General features: G+C 72.4%; 25 protein-coding genes and 1 pseudogene. 11 read left to right on the top strand and 15 right to left on the bottom strand.

What is annotated here, in order from left to right; translation table 11 throughout:
• Positions 1-30: 30 nt before the first annotated feature.
• Both ACIA8D_RS23345 and ACIA8D_RS23350 read right to left on the bottom strand, forming a co-directional pair.
• Entirely contained in the window at positions 31-585 is a 555-nt protein-coding gene (locus tag ACIA8D_RS23345; protein WP_399235038.1) for a TetR/AcrR family transcriptional regulator, read from the bottom strand.
• Complete coding sequence (locus tag ACIA8D_RS23350) at positions 578-1018, bottom strand: DUF4260 family protein (RefSeq protein ID WP_399235039.1); 441 nt, start codon at positions 1016-1018, stop codon at positions 578-580. Before ACIA8D_RS23350 ends, ACIA8D_RS23345 begins: the two co-directional genes overlap by 8 nt.
• A 167-nt stretch (positions 1019-1185) precedes the next feature.
• On the opposite strand from ACIA8D_RS23350, the gene ACIA8D_RS23355 reads away from it, so the two are divergent.
• Both ACIA8D_RS23355 and ACIA8D_RS23360 read left to right on the top strand, forming a co-directional pair.
• A complete protein-coding gene (locus ACIA8D_RS23355; RefSeq protein WP_399235041.1) occupies positions 1186-1962 on the top strand; it encodes a MerR family transcriptional regulator in 777 nt (258 codons plus the stop codon).
• Positions 1959-2795 carry a hypothetical protein gene (locus tag ACIA8D_RS23360; protein ID WP_399235043.1) on the top strand — a complete coding sequence of 279 codons (837 nt, stop codon included), beginning with the start codon at positions 1959-1961 and terminating at the stop codon, positions 2793-2795. Before ACIA8D_RS23355 ends, ACIA8D_RS23360 begins: the two co-directional genes overlap by 4 nt.
• Here ACIA8D_RS23360 and ACIA8D_RS23365 read toward each other — a convergent pair.
• Positions 2782-4227: an RNB domain-containing ribonuclease gene (locus ACIA8D_RS23365; protein WP_399235045.1), complete on the bottom strand. Its 1446-nt coding sequence runs from the start codon at positions 4225-4227 to the stop codon at positions 2782-2784. The genes ACIA8D_RS23360 and ACIA8D_RS23365 overlap by 14 nt on opposite strands.
• Before the next feature lie 92 nt (positions 4228-4319).
• Between ACIA8D_RS23365 and yaaA the strand changes: the two genes are divergently transcribed.
• Positions 4320-5111 carry a peroxide stress protein YaaA gene (yaaA, locus tag ACIA8D_RS23370; RefSeq protein ID WP_399235048.1) on the top strand — a complete coding sequence of 264 codons (792 nt, stop codon included), beginning with the start codon at positions 4320-4322 and terminating at the stop codon, positions 5109-5111.
• Between the two features lie 74 nt (positions 5112-5185).
• The gene (gene eda, locus ACIA8D_RS23375) at positions 5186-5830 is read left to right on the top strand and encodes a bifunctional 4-hydroxy-2-oxoglutarate aldolase/2-dehydro-3-deoxy-phosphogluconate aldolase (RefSeq protein WP_399235050.1); all 645 of its coding nucleotides are present in this window, start codon (positions 5186-5188) and stop codon (positions 5828-5830) included.
• On the opposite strand, the pseudogene ACIA8D_RS23380 reads toward eda, so the two are convergent.
• The 3 genes and pseudogenes from ACIA8D_RS23380 to ACIA8D_RS23390 all read right to left on the bottom strand — a co-directional run.
• A pseudogene (locus tag ACIA8D_RS23380) lies at positions 5831-6469 on the bottom strand (histidine phosphatase family protein); the annotation flags it as partial.
• Between the two features lie 76 nt (positions 6470-6545).
• A complete protein-coding gene (locus tag ACIA8D_RS23385) occupies positions 6546-7289 on the bottom strand; it encodes a zinc ribbon domain-containing protein (protein WP_399235192.1) in 744 nt (247 codons plus the stop codon).
• Complete coding sequence (locus ACIA8D_RS23390; protein ID WP_399235051.1) at positions 7286-8146, bottom strand: Nif3-like dinuclear metal center hexameric protein; 861 nt, start codon at positions 8144-8146, stop codon at positions 7286-7288. Before ACIA8D_RS23390 ends, ACIA8D_RS23385 begins: the two co-directional genes overlap by 4 nt.
• A 201-nt stretch (positions 8147-8347) precedes the next feature.
• Here ACIA8D_RS23390 and ACIA8D_RS23395 point away from each other — a divergent pair, with 201 nt between their 5' ends.
• Together ACIA8D_RS23395 and ACIA8D_RS23400 are read left to right on the top strand one after the other, a co-directional pair.
• Positions 8348-9508: a hypothetical protein gene (locus ACIA8D_RS23395; protein ID WP_399235053.1), complete on the top strand. Its 1161-nt coding sequence runs from the start codon at positions 8348-8350 to the stop codon at positions 9506-9508.
• Between the two features lie 55 nt (positions 9509-9563).
• On the top strand, positions 9564-9734 hold the full coding sequence (locus ACIA8D_RS23400) for a hypothetical protein (protein ID WP_399235055.1): 171 nt from the start codon (positions 9564-9566) through the stop codon (positions 9732-9734).
• 85 nt (positions 9735-9819) lie between these two features.
• Here the strand turns inward: ACIA8D_RS23400 and ACIA8D_RS23405 are convergent, their stop codons facing one another.
• The 3 genes from ACIA8D_RS23405 to ACIA8D_RS23415 all read right to left on the bottom strand — a co-directional run bounded on the left by ACIA8D_RS23405 (position 9820) and on the right by ACIA8D_RS23415 (position 12839).
• Positions 9820-10758 carry a 3-oxoacyl-ACP reductase gene (locus tag ACIA8D_RS23405; protein ID WP_399235057.1) on the bottom strand — a complete coding sequence of 313 codons (939 nt, stop codon included), beginning with the start codon at positions 10756-10758 and terminating at the stop codon, positions 9820-9822.
• A gap of 107 nt (positions 10759-10865) precedes the next feature.
• Positions 10866-11942 carry a Zn-dependent alcohol dehydrogenase gene (locus ACIA8D_RS23410; protein ID WP_399235059.1) on the bottom strand — a complete coding sequence of 359 codons (1077 nt, stop codon included), beginning with the start codon at positions 11940-11942 and terminating at the stop codon, positions 10866-10868.
• Between the two features lie 42 nt (positions 11943-11984).
• Positions 11985-12839: a MaoC/PaaZ C-terminal domain-containing protein gene (locus ACIA8D_RS23415; RefSeq protein ID WP_399235061.1), complete on the bottom strand. Its 855-nt coding sequence runs from the start codon at positions 12837-12839 to the stop codon at positions 11985-11987.
• 262 nt (positions 12840-13101) lie between these two features.
• Here ACIA8D_RS23415 and ACIA8D_RS23420 point away from each other — a divergent pair, with 262 nt between their 5' ends.
• The 4 genes from ACIA8D_RS23420 (at position 13102) to ACIA8D_RS23435 (ending at position 16743) form a co-directional block, all read left to right on the top strand.
• Positions 13102-14037 (top strand): ATP-binding cassette domain-containing protein, encoded by a 936-nt coding sequence (locus ACIA8D_RS23420; RefSeq protein ID WP_399235064.1) that lies wholly within the window; start codon positions 13102-13104, stop codon positions 14035-14037.
• The gene (locus ACIA8D_RS23425) at positions 14037-14753 is read left to right on the top strand and encodes an ABC transporter permease (protein WP_399235066.1); all 717 of its coding nucleotides are present in this window, start codon (positions 14037-14039) and stop codon (positions 14751-14753) included. Before ACIA8D_RS23420 ends, ACIA8D_RS23425 begins: the two co-directional genes overlap by 1 nt.
• A gap of 17 nt (positions 14754-14770) precedes the next feature.
• Positions 14771-16000, top strand: coding sequence for a sensor histidine kinase (locus tag ACIA8D_RS23430; protein ID WP_399235068.1), 1230 nt, complete (start codon positions 14771-14773; stop codon positions 15998-16000).
• A gap of 110 nt (positions 16001-16110) precedes the next feature.
• Complete coding sequence (locus ACIA8D_RS23435) at positions 16111-16743, top strand: response regulator transcription factor (RefSeq protein ID WP_399235193.1); 633 nt, start codon at positions 16111-16113, stop codon at positions 16741-16743.
• 157 nt (positions 16744-16900) lie between these two features.
• Here ACIA8D_RS23435 and ACIA8D_RS23440 read toward each other — a convergent pair whose 3' ends face one another.
• On the bottom strand, positions 16901-18373 hold the full coding sequence (locus ACIA8D_RS23440) for an MFS transporter (RefSeq protein WP_399235070.1): 1473 nt from the start codon (positions 18371-18373) through the stop codon (positions 16901-16903).
• Positions 18374-18501: 128 nt separating this feature from the next.
• On the opposite strand from ACIA8D_RS23440, the gene ACIA8D_RS23445 reads away from it, so the two are divergent.
• On the top strand, positions 18502-18708 hold the full coding sequence (locus ACIA8D_RS23445; protein ID WP_399235195.1) for an SUKH-4 family immunity protein: 207 nt from the start codon (positions 18502-18504) through the stop codon (positions 18706-18708).
• A gap of 7 nt (positions 18709-18715) precedes the next feature.
• Here ACIA8D_RS23445 and ACIA8D_RS23450 read toward each other — a convergent pair whose 3' ends face one another.
• From ACIA8D_RS23450 to ACIA8D_RS23470, 5 genes are all read right to left on the bottom strand, one after another.
• Positions 18716-19906 (bottom strand): lipid-transfer protein, encoded by a 1191-nt coding sequence (locus tag ACIA8D_RS23450; RefSeq protein WP_399235072.1) that lies wholly within the window; start codon positions 19904-19906, stop codon positions 18716-18718.
• Positions 19907-20011: 105 nt separating this feature from the next.
• Entirely contained in the window at positions 20012-21196 is a 1185-nt protein-coding gene (locus ACIA8D_RS23455) for a CaiB/BaiF CoA transferase family protein (RefSeq protein WP_399235074.1), read from the bottom strand.
• Positions 21189-22850: an acyl-CoA dehydrogenase family protein gene (locus ACIA8D_RS23460; RefSeq protein ID WP_399235076.1), complete on the bottom strand. Its 1662-nt coding sequence runs from the start codon at positions 22848-22850 to the stop codon at positions 21189-21191. The genes ACIA8D_RS23455 and ACIA8D_RS23460 overlap by 8 nt, the downstream gene beginning before the upstream one ends.
• 192 nt (positions 22851-23042) lie before the next feature.
• Complete coding sequence (locus ACIA8D_RS23465) at positions 23043-24404, bottom strand: MFS transporter (RefSeq protein ID WP_399235078.1); 1362 nt, start codon at positions 24402-24404, stop codon at positions 23043-23045.
• A gap of 154 nt (positions 24405-24558) precedes the next feature.
• Positions 24559-25482, bottom strand: coding sequence for a LysR substrate-binding domain-containing protein (locus ACIA8D_RS23470; RefSeq protein ID WP_399235080.1), 924 nt, complete (start codon positions 25480-25482; stop codon positions 24559-24561).
• Positions 25483-25682 lie beyond the last annotated feature (200 nt).

Raw genomic sequence — 25682 nt, forward strand, 5'->3', positions numbered from 1 at the left:
TCCTACCCGGCCGGGATCACCGCGAGGCCCTCAGCTCCGCAGCGCCGTCGCCCCCGCCCGCCACGCCTTCGTCAGGTCGGCGCCGTCCGGAAACCTGCCGTGGATCTCCAGGATCACCATGCCGTGCGCGAAGGCCCAGGCGGCGCGGGCCAGGTCCGCGTCGCCCCCGCAGGCCCGCATCAAGGGGGCGGCCGCGCGGTTCTCCAGGCCCTCGGGCAACGCGTGCCGGGGCAGCGGGCGTTCGGTGGCGAGGCGGTAGAGGTGGGGGTGGGCGAGGGCGTAGGCGCGGTAGGCCTCGGTGAGGGCGGGCAGGGAGCCGGGAGCCCGGCGCTCCGCCTCCTCGCAGGCTTCGGCGGACTCGGTCAGCATCTGCGCGACGAGTTCCGCCTCGACGGCCTGCTTGTCGGGGAAGTGCTTGTAGAGGGACGGGGCCTTGATGCCGAGTCGGTCGGCCAGGGCCCGCATCGTCAGGGCGTCGGGCCCCGACTCCTCCAGGACGGCGCGGGCCTCGGCCGCGATCTCGGTGGCGCGGGGCGTGAGCCGCGGCTCCTCTTTCAGGTCAGGCACGTCTTTCAGGTCAGGCACGCTGGAAGCCCTCCTTGGTCCGCAGCCCGTAGCCGAAGGCGCGATCGTACGAGATGTGGGCGAGCCAGCCGCACAGGCCCGCGAAGAGCGGCGCCCACTGGATGATGGGCAGCACCGTGTACGCCGCGACGAGGGCGAGCGGGACCAGTGCGCGGTGGGCCGCGTTGTAGAACGGCACGGCGCGGGGCGGGAGTTGCCCCGGCGCCATCCTCCGGGTCTCGCCGATGCCGGCCAGGAACGTGAAGTCGGGGGCGAGGAAGAGGACGACGGCGAACAGGACCACGAGCCAGCCGTGGTTGACGCCCTCCACGACCGCGAAGGCCGACCAGAAGAGCGCGTTCACGAGCCACGCGGTGCGCCGGACGACCGCGAACGTCCTGGTGACGGTGGAGGGGGCGGTGGCGGTCGTCGTGGTCGGTGCTGACGTGCTCATCGGGGCCTCCCGGAGAGTCGGTGGCGTCGGCGACGCCGCGGCTAACACCGTTAGCCGAACCATGGGGAGACCGTACGGCTAACAGCGTTAGCCGTCAAGCCCAGCACCCCGCTCCCCCGGCGCGGTTGCCTTGACCTTGCCGCAGCGTCAACGTTTCTACTGAGGTCATGCGGATCGGAGAGCTCGCCGGCCTCGTCGGTGTCACCACGCGTGCCATCCGGCACTACCACCACCTCGGCCTCCTGGCGGAGCCCGAGCGGCTCGGCAACGGGTATCGCGAGTACGGGCTGCGGCACGCGGTGGAGCTGGCCCGGATCCGGCGCCTGACCGAGCTGGGGCTCGGCCTCGCCGAGGTGCGGGACGTGCTGGCCGACGACGCCGGACGCGACCTCGCCGAAGTTCTCGGCGAACTCGACGCGGACCTGGCCAGGCAGGAGGCGGCGATCCATGACCGCCGGGCCCGGCTGCGGACGCTCCTGGCGGAGGCCGAGCGGGGGCGACTGCCGGCGGAGGGCCCGCTGTCGCCCGAACTCGCCGCCTTCTTCAGCGGGTTGGGAGACGTCGACACCGCCTCGCCGATGGCCGTCAAGGACCGCGAGGTGCTCGCGCTCATCGACACGACCGCCCCGCCCGAGGCCCGCGAACAGCTGATGGCGGCGCTGCTGCCCGCCTTCTCCGCGCCGGGCGCCGTGGCCGCGGCCCACGACGTCTACGCCCGGCTCGACGCCCTCGCCGACGCCGACCCCGACGACCCGCGGGTCACGGAGGCGGCGCACGCCCTGCTCGCCTGCATGCCGGAGGACCTGCCCATGGACGGCCACACGGACACGCACCCGCTCCTCGACACCTTCCTGGCCGAGTTCTCCCCGGCGCAGGCCGCGGCGGTGCGCCTCGCGATGCGGATCGCGACGGGGACCTCGACGGACGGGGGTGACGGGCGATGACCGGGCCGCCGGGCACGGGCCGCGACCGCCGCCCCGGCCGCCGGGTCCGCGGCGCGCTGCGCTGGACGGCCTACGGCATGCTCGCGGCCGAACTGGCCGTCACCGGCTGCGTGTTGACGGGAGTCCGGCCGCCGCCGTTCGTCGAGGCGCTGATCCTCACCGTGTTCCTCGTCGAGGCGGCGGCGCTGCTCGTGCTGTACCGGCGCGGCGGGGCCCGGGCCATGCGGGACGTCGTGCCCGCGAAGGCCTGGCGGCTCGTCGGGCACGAGCTGCGGGTGCTCGGCAGCTACGGGCTGTGGGTGACGCGGCGCCGCAACGGCGTCCCCGCCGGGGCGAGCGCCTTCGCCTACGCGCGCGGGCAGGCCGTGATGATGTACGCGCTGACGTTCACGTGCGCCGTCGAGACCTTCGCGATGTGGGCGCTGCTGCACAACTGGCCGCTGCTGCACCGCGTCGTGCTCGTCCTCGACGTCTACACGCTGGTGTGGATCCTCGGCCTGCAGGCGGCGGCCGTGACCCGCCCGCACGTGGTGTCGGACGACACCGTACGGGTGCGCCGCGGCGCCCTCGTGGACCTCCGGATACCGCTGGAGCGGATCGCCGCCGTGCGCCGCGAGAACCGCTACTCGCACGAGGCCAAGGACGGCGAGCTGAACCTGGACATCGGCGCCCAGACCAGCATCACCCTCGAACTGGCCGCCCCCGTACGGCACTTCACGTTCCTCGGCCGCCCGCAGGAGATCCACCTCGTGCGGCTGCACGCGGAGGAGCCCGACCTGCTCGCCCGCACCCTGCGGGAGCGGATCGCGGGCCGGCCGCTCACGCCGGCGTGAACAGCACCTTCGCCGAGCCCGGGTCCGCCTGTGTGAGCCGGACCCGCAGCCGCTCCCCCAGCGGCAGCGCGGCCGGGCCGCCCGCCACCCGGGCGACGACGGCGGGCTCGGTCAACTGGACGGTCCCTGCGGCCGGTTCGCGATCCTTCACGTCCACCACCACCGCGTCGAAGACGTCACCGACCCGGTGCGCCAGGAGCGCCGCCTCGACGATGTCGACGCACTCGCGCTCCACGGTGCTGGCCCGCCGGGTGCCCTCGGCCATCTCCTTCGGTAGGTCTTCCAGGGCCGTCAACACCCATTCGGGAACGCCCCGGTCGGCGCACGCGGCCAGGCACAGCTCGGAGGCGTAGCGGTCGACGAGGCGGCGCAGCGGGGCCGTGCAGTGCGTGTAGGGCGCGGCGACGGCGGCGTGCGTGGCGAGGGCCGGGGGCTCGCCCCCGCTGAAGGCCGTGTAGCCGGCGCCGCGCAGCAGCGTGGTGCACTCCTGGAGGAACGCGGCGTGGTGCGGGATCCGCGGGTCGAGGGAGCGGACCAGGTCGGAGTACGGGACGTGGTGGGGCCACCCGATGCGCAGGGCCTTCGCGGTGCGGCGCAGCCGGCCGACCGCGCCGTCGGGGGCGGTCGGCAGGGTGCGCAGGATGCCGGTGCCGGCGGCGAGCATCAGATCGGCGGCCGCCATCCCGGTCAGCAGCGAGATCTGGGCGTTCCAGGAGTCGGCGGGCAGCGGGGCCCGGTAGGCGAGTTCATAGGCGGTGTCGCTCGCGACGATCTCCTGCTCGGGCACGTCGAGCGAGATGCCGCCGCGCTCGACCTCCAGCTGTTCGCGCAGCGTCCCGATGTCCTTGAGCAGGGCGAGCGGCTCCTCGGCGGTCCCGTCGTCGATGGCCCGCTGCACGCCCGCGTAGTCGAGCTTGGCGCGGCTGCGCACGAGGGCGCGGACGACGTCGGTGGACTCGGCGCGCCCGTCGGCGTCCAGGTCGATCGTCCACAGGACGGCCGGGCAGGTCTGGTCGGGCAGCAGGCTCGCGGCGCCCTCGCTGAGCACGGTGGGGTGCAGCGGGACCTTCTCGTCGGGGAAGTAGAGCGTGGTGACGCGGCGGTGCGCCTCGGCGTCGAGGGCGCCGCCCGGTGCGACGTACGCGGCGACGTCGGCGATCGCGTACCGCACGCGGTAGCCGCCGCCGGGGCGCCGCGACAGGTGCATGGCCTGGTCGAGATCGGTGGACGTGGGCGGGTCGATCGTGAAGAAGGGGATCGCCGTCTCGTCGCGGTCGGGCAGCCACGGCGGATCTGCGGCTACGTGGTCCGCTTCCGCGAGCGCCGCGGCCGGGAACTCCCCGGGCACGTCCAGCTTCGTCCGCAGTTCGCGCAGCACGGCACCGAGCGGCTCCCGCGCCGCGCCGGTCACTCGAAGGTGGCGACGGGGCATGGGTCGAGCCTAGGACCGGGCGGCGGGGTCGGCACGCCGTACGCTGGTGCGTCGATCGCCTTCTGTTCCCGTACGTGCTTGAGGAGTGCCCCGTGCTTGTGCTGTTGCCGCCGTCGGAGGGTAAGGCCGCTTCCGGACGCGGGGCGCCGCTGAAGCCGGAGGGGCTCGCCCTGCCGGGGCTCGCCGAGGCGCGGGCGGCCGTCCTGGACGAGCTGGTGGAGCTGTGCCAGGCCGACGAGGAGAAGGCGCGCGAGGTGCTCGGCCTGAGCGAGGGGCTGCGCGGCGAGATCGCCAAGAACGCGGAGCTGCGCACGGCGGGCGCCCGCCCGGCCGGCGAGATCTACACGGGCGTCCTGTACGACGCCCTGGACCTGGCCTCCCTCGACGCGGCCGCCAAGAAGCGGGCGGCGAAGTCGCTGCTCGTGTTCTCCGGGCTGTGGGGCGCGGTCGGCGTCACCGACCGGATCCCCTCCTACCGCTGCTCGATGGGCGTGAAGCTGCCGGGACTCGGGGCGCTCGGCGCGTACTGGCGAAAGCCGATGGCCGAGGTGATGCCGCAGGCGGCGGGCGACGGGCTCGTCCTGGACCTGCGCTCGTCGGCGTACGCGAGCGCGTGGAAGCCCAAGCCCTCGGACGGCACGGTCGCGGAGCGGACGGCGACGGTGCGCGTGCTGCACGCGCCGACCCGCAAGGTCGTCTCCCACTTCAACAAGGCGACCAAGGGGCGGATCGTCCGGTCGCTGCTGATGGCGGGCTCCGCGCCCGCCGGCCCCGCCGAGCTGGTCGATGTCCTGCGGGACCTCGGGTACGTCGTGGAGGTCGAGGAGCCGGCGAAGGCCGGCCGGCCGTGGAGCCTGGACGTCCTGGTGGACGAGATCCACTGACACACGGAGCCAGTCGGTTGCAGCATGCGCAACGCCCTTTGCGCATGCTGCGCCGGGCGGGGCAGGATGGGGCCATGACCTCGACTGCCGCCGCCTCTGCCGGCTCCGCCTCCGTGCTGGATCTCGCCCCCGTCGTCCCCGTCGTCGTGGTGGAGGACGTCGCCGACGCGGTGCCGCTCGCGCGGGCGCTCGTCGCGGGCGGCCTCCCCGCGATCGAGGTGACCCTGCGCACGCCCGCCGCGCTCGACGCGATCCGGGCGATCGCCGCCGAGGTGCCGGACGCCGTCGTCGGCGCGGGCACCGTGATCTCGCCCGCGAACGTCGCCGACTCGGTGGCCGCCGGCGCCCGCTTCCTGGTCAGCCCCGGCTGGACGGACACGCTGCTCGACGCGATGAAGGGCTCTGGCGTGCCGTTCCTGCCCGGCGTCTCCACGACGTCGGAGGTCGTGGCGCTGCTGGAGCGCGGCGTGCACGAGATGAAGTTCTTCCCGGCGGAGGCCGCGGGCGGCACCGCGTACCTGAAGTCCCTTGCGGGCCCCCTGCCGCAGGCCCGGTTCTGCCCCACGGGCGGCGTATCGCCGGCCAACGCGCCCGGCTATCTCGCGCTGAAGAACGTCGGCTGCGTGGGCGGCAGCTGGATGCTCCCGGCCGACGCGGTCGCGGCGAAGGACTGGGACCGGGTGGAGGCCCTGGCCCGCGAGGCGAGCGGCCTCCGCTAGTCAGCTCAGGTGCGCTGTCTCATTGAGGCAGCGCACGCTCGCGTTCCCGTCCGCGTAGTAGGCGATGGTGGACAGGGACGCCGCGGCGAGCTCCATCCGGAACATCGCCTCGGCCGGCGCCCCGAGCGCGAGCCGCACCAGTGTCTTGATCGGCGTGACGTGGCTGACCAGCAGGGCGGTGCGCCCCCGGTACGCGGCGGTCAGCCGGTCCCGCGCCTGCGCGACCCGCTCGGCGACCTCGGCGAAACTCTCGCCTCCGCCGGTGGGCGCGGCGTCGGACGAGGCGAGCCAGGCGTTCAGGTCGTCCGGGTAGCGGGCGCCCGCCTCCTTGAAGGTGAGCCCTTCCCAGGCCCCGAAGTGCGTCTCGCGCAGCCCGTCGTCGACCTGCACGCCGAGGCCGAGCCGGGAGGCGACGACCTCGGCGGTCTCGCGGCAGCGGGCGAGCGGCGAGGAGACGATCACCTCGACGTCCCCCCGCGCGTGCAGAGTCGCGCCGGCCTGCTCGGCCTGCCGCCGCCCGACGTCCGAGAGCTCCGGATCCCCGCCCCCACTCCCGGAGAACCTCTTCTCGGGAGTAAGCGCGGTTTCCCCGTGCCGGAGCAGATGGAGGATGGCGGGCGGGCTCAGGTCCGGCTTCATTTCAAGCCACTGCGGCGCTTGAGCAGCGGGGACCGGGGCAGCGCCCCACGACCGCAACACCGTGGGACCGCAACGCTTACAGCCCCGACTCGGACGTCCGCACCAGAATCCGCCGACAGTTCTCACACCGCACGACGGAGTCGGCCGCGGCCGCACGAACCTCGTTCAGCTCCGTGATGTTCAGCTCCAGGCGGCAGCCCTCGCAACGCCGCTGGAAGAGCTTGGCCGCACCGACCCCGCCCTCCTTCTCGCGGAGCTTGTCGTACAGCTTCAGCAGATCCGCGGGGATCGACCCGGCGACGACCTCGCGCTCCTTGGCGGCGGCGGAGATGTCGGAGTCGATGGCGGCAGCCGCCTCGTCGCGCCGCGAGGTCGCGTCGTCGGCCTTCGCCTGCACGGAGGCGAGCCGCTCGGCCAGCTCGCCCGCGCGCTCCTGCGCGGACTCACGGCGCTCCATGACCTCGAGGACGACGTCCTCCAGGTCACCCTGGCGCTTGGCGAGCGAGGCGATCTCGCGCTGCAGGTTCTCCAGGTCCTTGGGGGACGTGACCGCGCCGGAGTCGAGACGCTTCTGGTCGCGGGCGGCACGCTGGCGGACCTGGTCGACGTCCTGCTCGGCCTTGGTCTGCTCGCGGGCGCAGTCGCTCTCCTCGGTCGTCGAGGCGACGTGCAGGTCGCGCAGCTGCGTGAGGTCCTTGGTGAGCGTCTCGATCTCGGCGTGCTCGGGCAGCGACTTCTTCTTGTGCGCGAGCTGCTGGAGGCGGGTGTCCAGGTCCTGGAGGTCCAGGAGACGGATCTGGTCGGCGGGCGCGGCGTTCAGTTGGGGGCTCCAAAAGTAGAAACAGGCTGAGGGTTGGACGCCGCGTGGGCGGTCCAGGGATCGGTGACCGTCTTCGAGACGTGGACCCGCAGGTCCCATCCCGCACGGTCGGAGATCTCGTCGAGCTGAGCTGCGGCCAGCTCGCACCAGGGCCACTCGGTGGCCCAGTGCGCCGCGTCGAGCAGCGCCAGAGGCGTGGTCTCGCGGGCCTCGCTCACCGGGTGGTGGCGCAGGTCCGCGGTGAGGAAGGCGTCGACACCGGCCGCACGCACCTCGTCGAAGAGGCTGTCGCCGGAGCCACCGCTCACGGCGATCGTACGCACCGTCGCGTCGAGGTCCCCCGCGACGCGGATGCCCTGCGCGGTGGCCGGCAACCGGTCGGCGGCGCGGCCCGCGAGCTCGCGCAGCGTCAGCGGGTGCTCAAGCTCGCAGACCCGGCCGAGGCCGCGGCGGCCCGCGGGGTCGGTGGGGTCCGGGACCAGCGGGCGTACGACGCGGACGTCGAGGGCGCCCGCGAGCGCGTCGGAGACGCCGGGGTCGGCCTTGTCGGCGTTGGTGTGCGCGACGTGCAGCGCGATGTCGTTCTTGATCAGTGTGTGGACGGCGCGGCCCTTGAAGGTCGAGGCCGCCACCGTCGTCGTACCGCGCAGGTAGAGCGGGTGGTGGGTGACCAGCAGGTCCGCACCGAGCTCGACCGCCTCGTCGACGATCTCCTGGACGGGGTCGACGGCGAAGAGCACCCGGCCGACCTCGGCTTCCGGGTCGCCCGCGACCGTGCCGACCGCGTCCCATCCCTCGGCGAGGGCCGGGGGCCAGAGGGCTTCGAGGGCGGCGGTTACTTCAGACAGACGGGGCACGCAGACAGGTTACCTGCGCGGCCCGCCCCATCCCCAAGCCCGGCCCGTACCGGCGGAAGGGAGCAGGAGAGCACACGGGACTCACGGCGCACAGCCAATTCGGGGCATGGCCCACCTTTCGTGTGAAACGGCGGGCGCGAGGTGCCACGGAGGTTCGTGCGAAAACTAGCGTCGGCCCGGACAAGCGGAGGTGACTGATCCATGACGGCCCTGGCCACCGAACCCACGCCGGATACGCCGGAAATGCCGCCACGACCGCCGCACACCGGATGTGTGCTCACGATGGACGCGTCGTACGCGGCGCGGCTCGCGCGGCACGGCGCGGGTGAGGACTCCTGGTTCCCGGAGCGCTGGACCCTGGACGGACCCGAGCCGTACGCGGTGCCGCTGCCGGGACCCCAGCCCGAGGAGCCCGGCACCGCCGTGCTGCCCCTGACCGACGGCCGGGTGCTGATCCAGCGCGCGGCGGCGGGGCGCCAGATGTTCTCGCTGCTGTACCCGACGGGCCCCGGCACGGGCGAGGTGCCGCTCGGGGCCGTGGAGTGCAAGGAGCTCACGCTGCTGCCGCCCGCGCCCGACGGGCAGTGCGCCTATGCGCTGGCGGTCGGCGAGGAGTCGACCGCGGTCTGGCAGGTGTCGGGCGCGGGACTCGGTCCCGAGTTGCTCGCCGAGGTGCCGGGGCGCTGCTCGGGCGGGGTCTGGCTGTCCCGCGAGGCCCGGCTGCTCGCGCTCGACCGGGCCCTGCCGGAGTCGGCGGGCGGCGGCCCGGTGAAGACGGTGGTGGTGGACCTGGACCGGGGCGGCGAGGTCTCCCCGCTGCTCCAGGTCGCGGAGGACAGCGAGGACCGGCTGCTCATGGCCGACCTCGACAGCGGACTGATCCTGCTCCGCTCGGACGCTCCGACGCCGGGTGAACTCCGGCTCGGCTGGGGCGTGTTGGGCAGTACGCTGCCGATCCGCTTCCCGGATTCGCTGCGGCTCGCCGACTGCGAGCTGACGCCGTTCGCCATCCAGCCCGGCCAGTCGCTGATGCCGGAGGGCTGCGCGGTGGCGCTGCACGTCGAGAGCACGGAGGGCGGCGCGCCGTGGCTCGGTCTGTGGCGGCCTTCGGAGGGCCGGATGCACCAGGTCGCGGCGCCCGGCGGCTGGCTTCCGGGCAGCGGCTTCTTCTCGCGCGAGGGGGTGCTCTCCCTTCCCTACGTGACCGAGGACCAGCCGTGCGGCCTGGCGAGGCTCACGACACCCGAATCCGGCCCGGAACAGCGGGAGCCGAAGGAGGAATCCGCGCCGCCGGAGCCCGCCGCGGCGCGCCCCGTCCCACTGGCGCAGGCACCCCTCGGTGGCCGTGGGGCGGACCGTTAGACTCGCCCGGCTGCAACTGAAGGATCTTGTAAGTGTTTACGGGGTGAATGTTCCGATGGCGGAAGGCAACGGCACGGATGTCGAGGTCGACACGGAGGCGGCGCGCCTGGCGCGGGCCGGTTCGGGTCGTCACCGCGGCGAGGTGTCCTCGCCGCCCACTGCGGGCGGCGACCAGGAGTCGAGGCCGCGCGGGCGGCATCGTGGGGCGCGCGCGGACGAGGCGTAACGCTCGACACTCGATGTGAGGAAACGTATCTCTGAGGGGCCCGGCACGAGCCGGGCCCCTCAGTCGTCTTCCTCGGCCCGGCCCGTCAGCCGTGCTTGAGGCCGAGCACCTCCGCCGCCGCGAACGTCTCGTTCGGGGGGCGGTCCTTGTAGTGCGGGGTGAGCAGCGCGTCGAGTTCGTCGTACGTGAACGCGTCCTTGGCGGTGTCGAACTTCGCCTGCACCCTGGGACGGTCGACGACGGCCACCATGCCGCCGTGCACCACGAGCAGCTGGCCGTTGACGTTTCCGGCGGCCGGGGCGGCGAGGTAGCCGACGAGCGGGGCGACGTGTTCGGGCGCGAGCGGGTCGAGCCCGTCCTCCGGCTCGGCGAACCCGGCGAAGACGTCCTCCGTCATACGGGTGCGGGCCCTGGGGCAGATCACATTGGCGGTGACGCCGTACTTGGCCAGGGCGAGCGCCGTCGAGGTGGTGAGTCCGACGATGCCGCCCTTCGCGGCCGCGTAGTTGGGCTGCCCGGCCGAGCCCGCGAGGAAGGCCTCGGACGAGGTGTTGATGATGCGCCCGTACACGGGGCCGCCGGCCGCCTTCGATGCCTCGCGCCAGTGGCGGGCCGCGAAGTGGCTGGTGTTGTAGTGGCCCTTGAGGTGGACGTGGATGACCGAGTCCCACTCCTGCTCGGTCATCGAGAAGATCATGCGGTCGCGGAGGATGCCGGCGTTGTTGACGAGGATGTCGAGGCGGCCGTACGTGTCGATCGCCAACTGGACGAGTTCTTCCGCCTGTTGGTGGTCTGCGACGTCGCCCGTGTGCGGGGTGGCGGTGCCGCCCGCTTCGCGGATCTCCTTGGCCACCTGTTCGGCGGGGCCGGCGGTGGCCTCGCCCGAGCCGTCCCGGCCGGGCCGGCCGAAGTCGTTGACGACGACGTTGGCGCCGAGACGGGCGAGTTCGAGGGCCTCGGCGCGGCCGAGGCCACGGCCGGCCCCGGTGACGATGGCCGTGCGGCCGGTGAGCGGCGTTGACATACGGTTCCGCTTCCTCTCGGTGTGTTTGCGCCGCGACGGCGTTGCGGACTCGGGGCTCCGCCCCGGACCCCGCGCCTCAATCGCCGGCGGGGCTTGAAATGCCCGGCCTACAGCTCGATGCAGGTCCGCAGTGCGACGCCCGTGCGCATCTGGTCGAGCGCCTCGTTGATCTCCGCCAGGGGCACCCGGTGCGTGATCAGGGACTCCAGGTCGATGCGGCCCGCCCGCCACAGGGCGATCGCCCGCTCGTAGGACTGGAGGACGTCGCCGCCGCCGTACATCGACGGCAGGATCTTCTTCTCGTCGAAGAACAGCTCGAACATATTGAGCTGGAGGAAGTCGTCCATGGCGCCCGCCCCGACGACACAGAGCGTGCCGCCGCGCCGCGTCGTCTCGTACGCGGTGCGGGCCGTGGCGGACTTGCCGACGACCTCGAAGACGTAGTCGAAGCCCTCGCCGGCGGTGATGTTCTGCTTGGCGTCGGCCAGCTCGTCCGGCGAGATCGCCTTCGTCGCACCGAACTTGAGGGCGGACTCACGGCGTGACGCGACCGGGTCCACGGCGACGATCTCCGCCGCGCCCTTGAGCCGCGCGCCCTGGATGGCGGAGATGCCGACGCCGCCGCAACCGATCACGGCGACCGACGAACCCGCCGCCACGTCCGCCGTGTTGATCGCGGCGCCGAGCCCGGTGGTGACGCCGCAGCCGATCAGCGCGGCGATGTCGAAGGGCACGTCGTCGGGGATCGGCACGGCGCAGGCCGCGTTGACGACGACCTCCTCGGTGAACGTACCGGTCCCGGCGAAGCCGAAGACGTCGCCGCCGGGGCGCTTGAAGTTCGGGGTGCCCGCGTTCATGAATCCGGCGAGACACAGCTCGGTCTGGCCGCGCTTGCAGGCGGGGCAGGTGCCGCAGGCGGGCAGCCAGCACATCAGGACCCGCTGACCCGGCGTCAGGTTCGTGACGCCGTCGCCGACCTCGACGACCTCGCCCGCGCCCTCGTGTCCGGGGATGAAGGGGGCCGGCTGCGGCAGCACCCCGTTCATCGCGGAGACGTCGGAGTGGCACAGGCCGGTGGCGCGCAGCCGGACCCGCACCTTGCCCGGGCCGAAGCCGACCGCCTCGACGTCGTCCAGTACCTCGAGTTTGTCCTGGCCTATCTCGTGCAGTACGGCTGCTCGCATGGCGTGCGGCTCCTTCGTGCGTCGGTGTCCCTTTACCGGTGGTCAGTTGTGTTCAACGAGCGTGTCCGCGAGCACCGGGTCGTCCTCCCGCTCCACCGCCGTGACCGTGACCTGCACCCGGCCCGGCTGCCTCCACATGCGGATGCGCAGCGTCTCGCCGGGGAACACGATCCCGGCGAAGCGGGTGCTGTAGCGGGTGATGCGGGAGACGTCGCCGCCGAGTGCCGTGTCCGCGACCGCCTTGAGCGTCATGCCGTAGCTGCACAGCCCGTGCAGGATCGGCTTGTCGAAGCCGGCCAGCTTGGCGAACTCCGGGTCGGCGTGCAGCGGGTTCCAGTCGCCGGAGAGGCGGTAGAGGAGGGCCTGGTCCTCGCGGATGGCCCGCTCGACGGTGCGGTCGGGCTCGCGGGACGGGATCTCCAGGCGCTCGGAGGGCCCTCGGTCGCCGCCGAATCCGCCCTCGCCCCGTACGAAGATCTGGGAGTCGCTGGTCCACAAGGGGCCGTCCGCGTCGGCTGCTTCGCTGCGCAGCACGAGCACGGCCGCCTTCGTCTTGTCGTAGACGGCGGCTACGCGCGAGGTGGTCGTGGCCTTGCCCCTGACCGGGATCGGGCGGTGCAGCTCGATGGTCTGGCCGCCGTGCAGGACATGCGCGAGGTTCACCTCGATGCCGGGTGCGGACAGGCCGCCGACGACGCCCATGCCGGCGCCCGCGACGGTCGCGAAGCTCGGCAGGACGTGCAGCTTCGACTCGAGCGTGTAGCGCAGCTCGTCGGGGTCGGTGGCGGGGACGCCCGCGCCGAGGCCCAGGTGGTAGAGCTGGATGTCCTTGTGGTCCCAGGTGATCTCGGCGGACCTGGGCTCTGCGGCTACGGCCTTCGCGGCGTCGATGGGCATAGAGGCAAACGCTCCCTAAGGCTGGTCGAAGACCTCGGTGCGACCGTCCGCACCGTCGGCCGCACCGAGGTCGTCACGGGCCGGGTAGAACCTGTTCCATTTCCCCCGGCGCCCCATGTATAGCCAAGAGCGCATGGCTTGGGAAGGGCCTCGGCGCACCTTTCTGACGGCACGTCAGAAAGTCCGCTGTGACATTTGTACCGGCGAGGTGCGGACAACCGCATCTGCCGCCGCCCGGGCCCGGATCCGTAGCGTCATCGACATGAAGACGACGAAGGCAGCGGCCGTCTCGTTCACGGGGGCCGCCAAGACGTTCGGTTCGGTACGGGCCGTGGCCGGCCTCGACCTGGAGATCGCGGCGGGCGAGACGGTGGCGCTGCTCGGCCGCAACGGCGCGGGCAAGTCGACCGCCATCGCCCTGCTCCTCGGCCTGGACGAGCCCGACGAGGGGCACGTCGAGCTGTTCGGCGCGGCGCCGCAGGACGCGGTGCGGGCCGGGCGGGTCGGCGCGATGCTCCAGGAGGGGCGGGCGGTACCCCGGGTCACGGTCGCCGAGCTGGTCTCGTTCGTGGCCGGTCGGTACCCGGATCCCATGGACGTACGGGAGGCGCTGCGGCTCGCCGGGATCGAGGAGCTGGCCGGGCGCCGGGTCGACAAGCTGTCGGGCGGGCAGACGCAGCGGGTGCGGTTCGCCGTGGCGCTCGCGGGCAACCCGGCGCTGCTGGTGCTCGACGAGCCGACGGCCGCGCTCGACGTCGAGGCGCGGCACGCGTTCTGGGCGTCGATGCGGGGGTACGCGCGGCGCGGTCACACGGTGCTGTTCTCCACGCACTACCTGGAGGAGGCCGATGCCAACGCCGACCGGATCGTGGTGATCGACCACGGCCGGGTCGTCGCAGACGGCAGCGGCGACGAGCTGCGCAGGGCGGGCGGCGGCAGCCTCGTCTCCTTCGACCTGGCGGGGCGCGGCACGGACGGGCTCGAACTGCTGCCGGGAGTGACGGCGGTGGAGGTGCGCGGGGACCGCGCCCGACTGCGCACCGAGGACTCCGACGGGACGGTGCTCGCGCTGGCCGCCCAGGACCTCGTACGGAACCTGGAGGTCAGGACGGCCTCCCTCGACGACGCGTTCATGGCGCTGACGGCGGCTCCCGAAGACAGCACCAATGGCATCGACGACCACCTGGAGCGTGTGTGATGTGGGACTACCTGCGGCTCGAAGTGCGGCGCACGCTGCGCGACGGACGGTTCGTGCTCGGCGCGGTCGCGATGCCGGTCCTGATGTATCTGCTGTTCACCAACATCGGCTACACGGACGAGAGTTGGCGCACGGCGTCGATGGTCGGAATGGCCGCGTACGGAGCGCTCGGCGCGGCCCTGAACACGGCGGGCGGGGTCGCGGAGGACCGGGCGATCGGCTGGCTGCGGCAGCTTCGGATCACGCCGATGACGCCGCGCCAGGGCGTGCTCGGCCGGGCGCTGACCGGGGCCGTCACGGTGCTGCCCGCGGTCCTCGCGGTGATGCTGGCGGGCGCGCTGGTCAACGGTGTGCGGATGGACGCCTGGAAGTGGCCGGCGATCGCGGTGCTGCTGTGGCTCGGCTCGCTGCCCTTCACGATGCTCGGCCTCGGCAACGGCTACCGGCTGACCTCGCAGGCCCTGGGCGGCGTCAACATGCTCTGCTACCTGGGGCTCGCGGTGCTCGGCGGCCTGTGGTTCCCGGTGGCGCTCTTCCCGCACTGGCTCCAGCAGATCTCGTCCTTCACGCCCACCAACCGCTTCGCGCAGCTCGGCACGGCCGTCGCGGACGGTCGCGCACCTTCCGTCGCGGCGCTCGCCGTGCTCATCGGCTGGCTGCTGGCCTTCGGTTCGTACGCTGTGGTCTCGTACCGCAGGTCCGCGCGCACCATCTGAGCCACGGGGGTAGGGACATGGCGCCGGGAAACAGGATCGGCAGCGGGATCCGCGCATGGCGGGACGCGCGGACCGAGTGGAAGGCCGACTACGCGCGGGTGAAGGCGGACCGCCGCGAACACGGCCGACCGGCCGAGGAGTTGGGCCCGCCGCCCACCGGATTCGCACTGCTGCCGTGGCTGCTGATGGGCCTGGGCGCCGCATCGAACCTCGTCCAGGGCAAGACCCCGCACCCGTGGGTCGGCGGCGTCGGCCTGTTCGTCTTCAACTCCCTGTATGTGTACGTGGTGTTCAGGGCGTTCCACAAGGAGACGCGGCAGGCGACGTCGACGCGGGCCGCGGTCGGCGTGATGGCGCTGCTCACGTGCGGGCTCGCCGGGGCGTACGGGGGCAGCTGGCTGGCGCTCTTCCCGCTGCTCGGGCTCGCGGTCGGGGCGGTGGCGCGGGGGCGGCACCTGGGGCGGATCGGCCTCGGCCTGACCCTGCTCGCGGCCCTCGTGTCCGGGCTGCGCGAAGGCTGGGACGCGGTGAGCGTCGCGTACGGCACGTTCCTGTCCACGATGGTGACGGCGGCGATCCTGTCGCTGTCCGAGACGGTACGTGAACTGCGCGACGCCCGGGAGGAGTTGGCGCGGCAGGCCGTGGAGCAGGAGCGGCTCCGTTTCTCCCGCGACCTGCACGATCTGCTCGGCCACACGCTGTCGGTGATCGTGGTGAAGTCGGAGGCGGCGCGCCGGCTCGCGCCGCGCAGTCTGGACGCGGCCCTTGAGCAGGTCACCGACATCGAAGCGGTCGGCAGACAGGCGCTCACCGAGATCCGGGAGGCGGTGACCGGCTACCGCGAGGGCAGCCTCGCCACGGAGCTGGACCGGGCCCGCTCGGCGCTCGCGGCGGCGTCCATCGCACCCGTCGTGCGCCAGTCGGGGCCGCCGCTGTCGGCGCGGACGGAGGCGCTGCTGGGGTGGGTGGTCCGGGAGGCGGTGACGAACGCGATCCGGCACAGCGGGGCGTCGAACTGCACGATCACCGTGGAGGGCACGGCGGACCGGGTCCGGCTCCGGGTGAGCGACGACGGGGTGGGGGCCTCCGGGGACGCCGGGCGCGGTGGCGGCACCGGGCTCAAGGGGCTCACGGAGCGGCTCTCGGCGGCGGGTGGGGTGCTGCGGTCGGGGGAGGCCGCGCGTGGCGGGTTCGAGGTCCGCGTGGAACTCCCCACGAATTCCGAGGAGCCGACGGCGGTCATGTGAAGCCCCTTCCTCGGACGAGAGGCCCCGGGGTCCGGGGCCGAGCCGCGAGGTCGCAACACCGGTGGGCGGGATTCCGGGCCGGGAGACCGTAATCTCTCAGCGTGACCGAGATGCCGCAGGACCACCGTCCGGCCAAATGCATCCGCGTGCTGCTCGCGGAGGACCAGGGCATGATGCGGGGCGCGCTCGCGCTGCTGCTCGGGCTCGAGTCCGATCTGGAGGTCGTCGCCCAGGTCGCCCGGGGCGACGCCATCGTCGACATGGCCCTCGAACAGCGGCCCGACGTCGCCCTCCTCGACATCGAGCTCCCTGGCCTCAGCGGGCTCGACGCCGCGGCCGAGCTGCGCGAGCAGGTGCCGGACTGCCGGGTCCTGATCCTCACCACGTTCGGCCGGCCCGGCTATCTGCGGCGGGCGATGGAGGCCGGGGCCGCGGGGTTCCTCGTCAAGGACGGCCCGGTGGAGGAGCTCGCCGAGGCGATCCGCACGGTGCTGCGCGGCGAGACGGTCGTCGATCCGGCGCTGGCCGCGGCGGCGCTGGGGGCGGGGCCGAGTCCGTTGACCGTGCGGGAGGCGGATGCGTTGCGGGCGGCGGCGGACGGGGCGACCGTCTCCGACATTGCCGGGGAGCTTCATTTGTCGGAGTCGACCGTGCGGAATTATTTGTCGTCGGCGATCGGGAAGACGGGGGCGAGGAATCGGACGGAGGCGCTGGGCGTCGCCGCGGACAAGGGGTGGCTGTAACGGGGTTGCGGTCGCGGGGCGGTGGCCGCGGGCCCCGTTCTGCCGGACCGGCGTTGCGGTCGCGGGGCGCTGCCCCGGACCCCGCTGCTCAATCGCCGCAGGGGCTGAAATTGCCGAATCGGCTTGCAGTCGCCGGGCGTGCCCCGGGCCCCGCGCCTCAATCGCCGGCGGGGCTTGATTTGCGCATACCCGTCAGCAGGACCACCGCGGCCACCAGCAGGATGGCCGCGCCCGTGGCGAACGCCGATGCGTAGCCGCGGGTCAGGGCCTCCGGGGCGGCGGAACCCGCGGAGCGGCTCGTTGCCACCGTGGACAGGATCGCCAGGCCCAGGGAACCGCCCAGTGTGCGGGACGTGTTGACGAGGCCGGAGACCAGGCCCGCGTCGCCGGGCGCGGCGCCCGACGTCGCCAGTGAGGCCAGCGGGGTCATGGCGCAGCCGGCGCCCGCCATCATCACGATTCCGGGCAGCATGATCGTGGTGACGTACGAGCCGTCCGCGGTCATCGTCGACTGCCACAAGAATCCGGCCGAGGTCACCAGGACGCCCACCGCCGCCACGTTCCGCGCGCCGTAGCGGGGCATGAGGCGCGGCGCGAATTTCGAGCCGAGGACCACCGCGAGCGAACTCGGCACCAGCGCGAGGCCCGCCTCGATCGGCGTGTAGCCGAGCACGTTCTGCGAGTACAGCGTCATGAAGAACCACATGGCGAACGAGCCCATGCCGCACACGAACATCGCCGCGTTCGCGACCGCCACCGAGCGCACCTTGAACAGGCCGAGCGGCATCAGGGCGAGGCGAGTGCGGGCCTCCACCGCGAGGAATCCGACGAGCAGGAGCAGGCCCACCGCCAGCGGCACCAGCGTCGCCGCGTCGCCCCAGCCCCGCTCTTCCGTCTGCACGATGCCGTACGCGAGGACCGCCGTGCCCGCGGTCACGAGGACCGCGCCGGGCAGATCGAGCCGGCGTTCGCCACCCGCGTGGGACTCCCGGATCCAGCGGGCCGCCGCCGCGAGGACGACCGCGCCGAGGGGGACGTTGATGAGCAGGACCCAGCGCCAGTCGAGGCCCTCCGTCAGGACGCCGCCCACGAGACCGCCCGCCGCGCCGCCGCCCGCGCCGACCGCGGTCCACGTGGCGATGGCGCGCGCCCGTGCGGCGCCCTCCGGGACGGCGGAGGTGAGGATCGTGAGGGTGGACGGGGCGAGGACCGCCGCGCCCAGGCCCTGGACCGCCCGCGCCGCCAGCAGCTGCCAGCCCTCCTGCGCGAGGCCGCCCGCGAGCGACGCGAGCGTGAACAGGCCGAGCCCGACCAGGAACATCCGCTTGCGGCCGAAGAGGTCACCGGCCCGGCCGCCGAGCAGCATGAAGCCCGCGAACGCGATCGAGTACGCGTTCACCACCCATTGCAGACCGCTCGCGCTGAGCCCGAGGTCGGCGCGCATCGACGGCAGCGCCACGTTCACCACGGACACGTCGAGGACGACGAGGAACTGTCCGGCACAGGCCACGGCCACCACCAGCCAGACGGGCGGGGCGGCGGCCGTGCGGCCTCGGAAGCGGGAACGTATCGCGGTGTCGGAGGCCGCGGCGGGGGCGGCGTCGGAGGGAGTCTGGGACATGAGTGTCATGGTCTCAGCAGCCCGACACCCCGTACATCCAGATTTCGCCGGAACCGTTTCCGCCGTGCGCCATAGGTCCGGGGACCTAGGGCCTGTCGTTTGGATCAGGCCCTAGGTCCAGCCCATCAACTGCCTGCATCCACTCGTTCGCGCACTTCCTCTGCCTGCTCGAAGAGGAGCGCCGGCATGACGAATTCGGCGCGGCCGGCGAGTTCATGGACACAACGGGTGCAGCTGCCCGGCTTCTCAGCCGGATGCAGGAATCGGACCCCACCTCGGTCGGTGACGAGAACTCCACGTGGCGACGCATGCTCACGTACGTCGAGGACGGGGTCCCCGCGTAGCGCCAGTTCACCCCCGCCGCAGCATCGTCACCACCGCCGCGCCGCCGAGGCCGATGTTGTGGGCGAGGGCCACCCGGGCGTCCGGGACCTGGCGCGCGCCCGCCTCGCCCCTCAACTGCCAGGTCAGTTCGGCCGCTTGGGCGATGCCGGTCGCGCCCAGGGGGTGGCCCTTGGAGATGAGGCCGCCGGAGGGATTGACCACCCACTTGCCGCCGTACGTCGTCGCGCCCGACTCGACGAGCTTGCCGGACTCGCCCTCCGCGCACATGCCGATCGCCTCGTACGTGAGGAGTTCGTTGATGGAGAAGCAGTCGTGCAGTTCGATGACGTCGACGTCGTCGATGCCGAGTCCGGACCTCTCGAAGACCTGGCGGCCCGCCTCCCGCGACATCGGCTGTCCGACCACGTCGATGCACGATCCGGACGCGAAGGACTCCTCCGTGTCCGTCGTCATCGACTGGGCCGCGATCTCCACCGCCTTGTCGCCCAGGCCCCGTTCCTCCACGAAGCGCTCCGATACGACGACCGCCGCCGCCGCGCCGTCCGAGGTGGGTGAGCACTGGAGCTTGGTCAGCGGCATGTGGATGGTCTTGGCGGCGAGGATCTCCTCGACCGAGTACGCGTCCTGGAACTGGGCGTACGGGTTGTTCACCGAGTGCCGGTGGTTCTTGGCGCCGACCGCCGCGAGCTGCGCCTCGGTCGTGCCGTACTTCTCCATGTGCTCGCGGGCGGCGTCGCCGAAGATCTGGGCGGTGGGCGGGCTCATCTCGAAGCCGTGCCGGGCCGCCATGATCCCGTAGTGCCGGGCGACGGGGGAGGTCTTGAAGTCCCCTCCGTCGGCCCCTCCCCCGAGCGCGCCGCGCTGCATCTTCTCGAAGCCGAGCGCGAGCACGCAGTCGCTGATCCCGCCCTCGACGAACTGGCGGGCCATCATCAGCGCGGTCGAGCCCGTCGCGCAGTTGTTGTTGACGTTGTAGATCGGGATGCCGGTCAACCCCAGCTCGTACGCGGCGCGTTGGCCCGCCGTCGACGCCTGGAAACAGTAGCCGACGGGGGCCTGCTGCACGTCCTCGTAGGAGACCCCGGCGTCAGCGAGGGCCGCGCCGCCCGCCTCCTTCACCATGTCCCAGTACTGCCAGTCCCGGGTCTCGGGCTTCTCGAACCTGGTCATGCCGACGCCGACGATGTACGACTTCATGGCTGCGAGCCCTCCTGCCACCGTGTTCGCCAATTACCTGACGGTTCGTCAGATAGTGGCAGGGTGGGCCGCGCAACGGAAGGCCACGGAAGGCCATGGAAGGTCTCAGCGGCCCAGCAGGCCGTCGATCTCCGCCTCCCCGTAGCCGATTTCGGCCAATACCTCCCGGCTGTGCTGCCCCAGCGTCGGCGGCGCCGAGCGCACCGGCGGGCGTTCGCCGCGGAACGTGACCGGGAACGCGACCTGCTCCAGCGCCCCCACGTCCGGGTGGTCGACCTTTCGCACCATGCCGAGGGCCGCCGTCTGCGGGCAGTCGTAGACCTCGTCGAGGGTGCGGATCGGGGTGACGGGGACGCCGAGGGGCTTGAGCAGATCCACCCAGTGGGCCACCGGCTCGTCGACGAGGGCCGCCTCCAGCTTGGCGTTGAGGGCCGTACGGTGCGTCACCCGGTCCCGGTTCGTCGCGAAACGCTCGTCGTCCGCCCACTCCGGGCGGCCGAGGGCGCTCACGAGGCGGCGGAACAGGGCGTCGTTGCCGACCGCGATCACGAAGTGCCCGTCGGCGGCCCGGTACGCCTGGTACGGGACGAGGCTGGGGTGGCCCGAACCGAGGCGGGTGGGGCGCTCGCCCGTCGCGAAGTAGCCCGTCGCCCAGTTGATGTGCAGGGCGAGCTGGGACTCGTAGAGGGAGGTCGTGACGTACTGGCCACGGCCGGTGCGCTCGCGCTCGACGAGGGCCGCGGTCACTCCGACCAGGCCGAAGAGGGCGGCTCCGAGGTCGCCCATCGCGTACCCCGCCTTGACCGGCGGCCCGTCCGGCTCCCCCGTCAAGGACATCAGTCCGGCGCTCGCCTGCGCCACCATGTCGTAGCCCGGTTCGTCACGCAGCGGCCCGGTGTCGCCGAAGGCGGAGACGTGCAGGATGACCAGGCGGGGGTATCGGGCGCTCAGCTCCTCGTAGTCGAAGAGGCGGGCGAGGGAGGATCCCGGGCGGAAGTTCTCCACCATGACGTCCGCGTCGGCGAGCATCCGGTGCACGGCCCCCTGCCCGGCCTCGGACTTGAGGTCGAGGGCGACGGAGCGCTTGCTGCGGTTGGCCGCCAAGTAGTACGTGGCGTCGGGGCCGTTGAAGGGCGGGCCCCACGAGCGGGTGGGGTCGCCGCCCTCGGGGTGCTCGACCTTGACGACGTCGGCGCCGAGGTCGGCGAGGGACATGGTGACGTACGGGCCTGCGAGGATCTTCGACAGGTCGACGACCTTCATGCCGGTGAGCGGCGTGTTGTCAGGCACCGTGGGGCTCCTGGAGTTCGGCGAGGGGGACCGGTCCGCCGTCGGCGAGCGCGGCGAAGTGGTCCAGGGCGGGGCGGGGCAGCGCGGCCGGGTCGCCCGCGCTGTCGACGAGCGCCGTGTAGGTGCGGGCGGCGAGGAGGGCGCGGCCGTCACCGGTGGTCCGGGTCTCATGGTCGGCCTGGTCGTACAGGAGGGTCTCCATCACGGCGCGGGTGAGGTCGTCCGCGTACCGCCCGATCCGCATCTCCTGCTCGTCCTGCGGGAGTTGGAGGAGCTCGTCGCCCGTCTTGCGCAGGCGCGCCCACCGGTCGGCGGTCGCCGGCCGGTCGCCGTAGGTGTCGGCGAGGGTGGCGTGGGCGTTCTGGCGGCGCATGCAGCGCAGTACGTCGAGGGCGATGACGTTCGACGAGCCCTCCCAGATGGAGCCGAGGTGGGCGTCGCGGACGAGGCGCGGGTTGACCCAGTCCTCGATGTAGCCGTTGCCGCCGCGGATCTCCATGGCCTCGCCGGTGACGGTGCGGGCGCGCTTGCACAGGGTGTGCTTGGCGAGCGGGGTGAGGACGCGGACGAGCGCGCGGGCGTCGGCGTCGCCCTCGTCGGCCGTGGTGAGCCGGTCCGCGGACTCGATCACCAGATGCAGGGCGGCCTCGGTGTCGAGGATCATCGGCAGCAGTGTGGCCCGCATCAGCGGCTGGTCGAAGAGGGGCTTGCCGAAGACGTTCCGTACGCGGGTGTGGTCGACGGACTCGCGGACGGCGCGGCGCATCAGGGCGGTGGCGCGCATGGCGTTCGAGAGGCGGGAGACGTTGAGCATCTCGGCCATCTGCCGGAATCCGTCGGCGAGTTGACCCACGGGGGTCGCGTACGCCGCGTCGAGGGTCACCTCGCCGCTGGCGATGGAGCGCGAGCCGAGTTTGTCCTTCAGGCGGTCGATGCGGATGGCGTTGCGGGTGCCGTCGGGGCGCAGGCGCGGGACCAGGAACATGCCGAGGCCGCGGGTCCCTTCACCCTGGCCGGGGACGCGGGCGAGGGTGAGGACGACATCGGCGGATGGGTTGGAGGCGAACCACTTCTTGCCGGTGAGGGTCCAGTGGTCGTGGTGTTCGGTGGCGACGGTCCCGGTGAGTCCTACGTCGGTGCCGCCCTGCTTCTCCGTCATGAACATCGCGCCGGTGGCCCGGAGTTCGGGGTCGGTGGAGGAGAGCGCGGCGATCTCGGCGGCGTACCGCTCGGGGTCGAAGAGGCGCAGGATGCGGGCGGCGGAGTCGGTCATGGACAGCGGGCAGGCCATGCCGAACTCGGACTGTACGTAGAGGTAGGACAGGGCATACTTGACGGTGTGCGGGACCTTGGTCGGCCAGCCGAGGACGCCGGGGCGGTGCGACATCGCGGCGAGGCCGAAGCGTTCGTAGGCGATGGCGGCGGCCCTGTCGTGGGCGGGGTGGAATTCGACCTCGTCGATACGGTCGCCGTCCGGGGCGTACTGGACGAGGTGCGGCGGATTGGCGTCGGCGAGCGCGGCGAACCGGTCGAGCTCCCCGGCGGCGAGCTCTCCGAGTTCTACCAGGTGGGGTTCCAACCGGGTGCGGTCCTCGGCGGACAGCACGCGGTCGAGGAGGGGGCGGAGGACGGGGTCGCGGTCGGCGTAGTTCATGGAGGGTCTCCGTGCGTTTCAGGTGGGAGTGGTTGCGGCCGCGGGGCTCTGCCCCGGACCCCGCTGCTCAATCGCCGCAGGGGCTTGAAATGCAGACTCTCGCCGCCGGTCCGGCATCCGAGGGGCGAAGGCCTCGCAAACCAAGCCCCGCCGGCGATTGAGGCGCGGAATCCGGGGCAGAACCCCGATCTTTCAAGCCCCGCCGGCGATTGAGGCGCGGGGTCCGGGGCGGAGCCCCGTGGCGTCGGGGCCGGTCCGGGCCAACAGGGGCAGCACGCCCGCCAAGGTGATCGCCGTATAGGCAAGGCCGAGCCCGACCACCGGCCAGATCGACCCGACGGACGTCAACAGGTACTGCGACACGATCGGCGCCGTCCCCGCGAACAACGTCGTGCACAGCTGGTACGACAACGACATCCCGGTGTACCGGACCTCGACCGGAAACACCCTCGCCAGAATCCCGGCGAGCGCCGCGTAGTACATGGCATGCGGGAAGGTCGCAAGCCCCATCCCGAGAACCGCCAGCCAGAAATTCCCCGTGCCGACCAGCACGAACATCACTGGCAGCACGACGAATTCGGGGAGCAGCATCCACAACACGGCTTTCCGCACGTGCCACTTGCTCGCCAGCACCGCCCCGAAGGGCTGCACGATCACCTGCACCACGAGCGCGAGCGAGATGACGGTGAGGAACGTCGACCGGTCGAAGCCCAGCTCGGACGTGGCCCACGACAGCGCGAACGTCGTCTTCACATAGGTGATGGCGACCCCGGCGGTGCCCGCGAGCACCCCCAGGAACACCAGCAGTGGATAGCGGCTGAGCACGGTCTTGATGGGCAGCTTGACCGGCTTGTTCCGGGCCAGCGCGGCCCGCATCTCCGGCGTCTCGGCGAGCTTGAGCCGGATGAAGAGGCCGACCGCGACCAGCACCGCCGAGAACAGGAACGGCACCCGCCACCCCCACGACTCGAAGGCCGCGTCCGGGAGTTGGGCGATGCCGAGGAACGACAGCGTGGCGAGCAGATTGCCGACCGGCGAGCCCTGCTGGGCGAACGCCCCGTACAGCAGCTTCCGCTTGGGCGGCGCGTACTCGGTGGCGATGAGCACCGCCCCGCCCCACTCGCCGCCCATCGCGACGCCCTGGATCATGCGGAGCAGCACCAGCAGGATCGGTGCGGCGACCCCGATCCGGTCGTACCCGGGGAGCAGCCCGACGCAGAAGGTGGCGCCGCCCATCATGGTGAGCGTGGTGATCAGGGCCTTCTTGCGGCCGTACTTGTCGCCGAAGTGGCCGAAGATCAGGCCGCCGAGCGGGCGGGCGAGGAAGCCGACCCAGAACGTGGCGAACGCGGCGAGCGTGCCGACGGCCGGCGAGGCGTCGGCGAAGAAGATCTTGCCGAGGACCAGCGCGGACGCCGATCCGTAGATGTAGAAGTCGAACCACTCGATGGTGGTGCCGACGAACGCGGTGACCCCGGCGCGGCGGGCGTCCTTGGCGAGAGCGGGGTCCGGTGCGGAGTCGGTGGCGGGCGGCGCGGGGGCGTCTTGCGGCATGCGAGCGTCCTCTCGGTGCGGCGGGTCCCGCCCGTACGGCACGCACTGCGCGGCCCGTGCACGCTCCGTCGCGAGACGCGGATCACTCTGCCCCGCACTATTAGGCGCTGTCCAAGACCAATTCCGAGGTCGATTGAGCTGTGATCGCGCGTAATCAGCTGCCGGGCTCCGACGCCGCCGGGGCGTCCTCCGGCGTCGGCAGCACGTCCCGCGCCACCCGGAGCACCGCCTGCAGCGCCGCCGACGGGTTGCCGCTGCGCCAGCCGAGCGCGATCGGCAGGACCGGCACCTCGTCCCCGGCGAGCGGCCGGAACACCACGTGCTCCAGGTGGATGTTGCGCGCCGACTCGACGACGACCGCGACCCCGACGCCCGCGCCGACGAGCGCCAGCATGTTGTACGAGTCCGGGGCCTCCTGCGCGATCCGGGGCGCGAACCCGGCGTCGTGGCACGCCTGCACCACGGCGTCCCGCACCGCCGACTCGCGGGAGAGCGGGAAGGTGACGACGGGCTCGTCGGCGAGCGCGCGCACGGGGACCTCGGCGCGGTCCGCGAGCGGGTGACTGTCGGGCAGGGCGAGGACGAGGCGCTCCATGCGGACGACGCGGGCGGTGATGCCGCGTCGCACGGGCAGCGCCACGAACCCGAGGTCGAGGGTGCCGTCGGTGATCCGGCGCAGCGCCTCGCCGCTATAGGTCTGACCTTCAAGTACCAGCTCGATGCCGGGGAGTTGGGAGGTCACGGCGCGGGTGAGCAGCGGCAGCGCGGCGTAGCTGCTGGCGCCGGCGAAGCCGAGGGACACCCGCCCGACCTCGCCCAGGTGCGCGGCCCGCACCGTCCTGCGCACGGAGGACGCGTCCGCGAGCAGCTTCCTGGCCGGCTCCACGAGCGCCTGTCCGGCGGGGGTGAGGCGGACGGTGCGGGTGGTCCGCTCGAAGAGCTTCACGCCCAGGTCGCGCTCCAGCAACTTGATCTGCTGGCTGAGCGGCGACTGCGCGACATGCAGCCGCTCGGCGGCACGCCCGAAGTGCAGCTCCTCTGCGACCGCGACGAATCCGGTGAGGTGTTTCAGTTCCACGTGGCCCATTCAAGCCCACGTGAACCCATCAAGCCCCTGCGGCGATTGAGCAGCGGGGTGCAGGGGCGGAGCCCCGCCGGGTGACCTAGGGCCTGTCGTTTTGGTGAGGGCCGGGGGGGGGGGGGGGGTACCAACCAAAAACCCCACACCGACAGGTCACACTACAACCCCCGCCGCGAACACCACAACACGGACTTGTT

Source organism: Streptomyces sp. NPDC051684 (assembly GCF_044453445.1).
Lineage (GTDB): Bacteria > Actinomycetota > Actinomycetes > Streptomycetales > Streptomycetaceae > Streptomyces.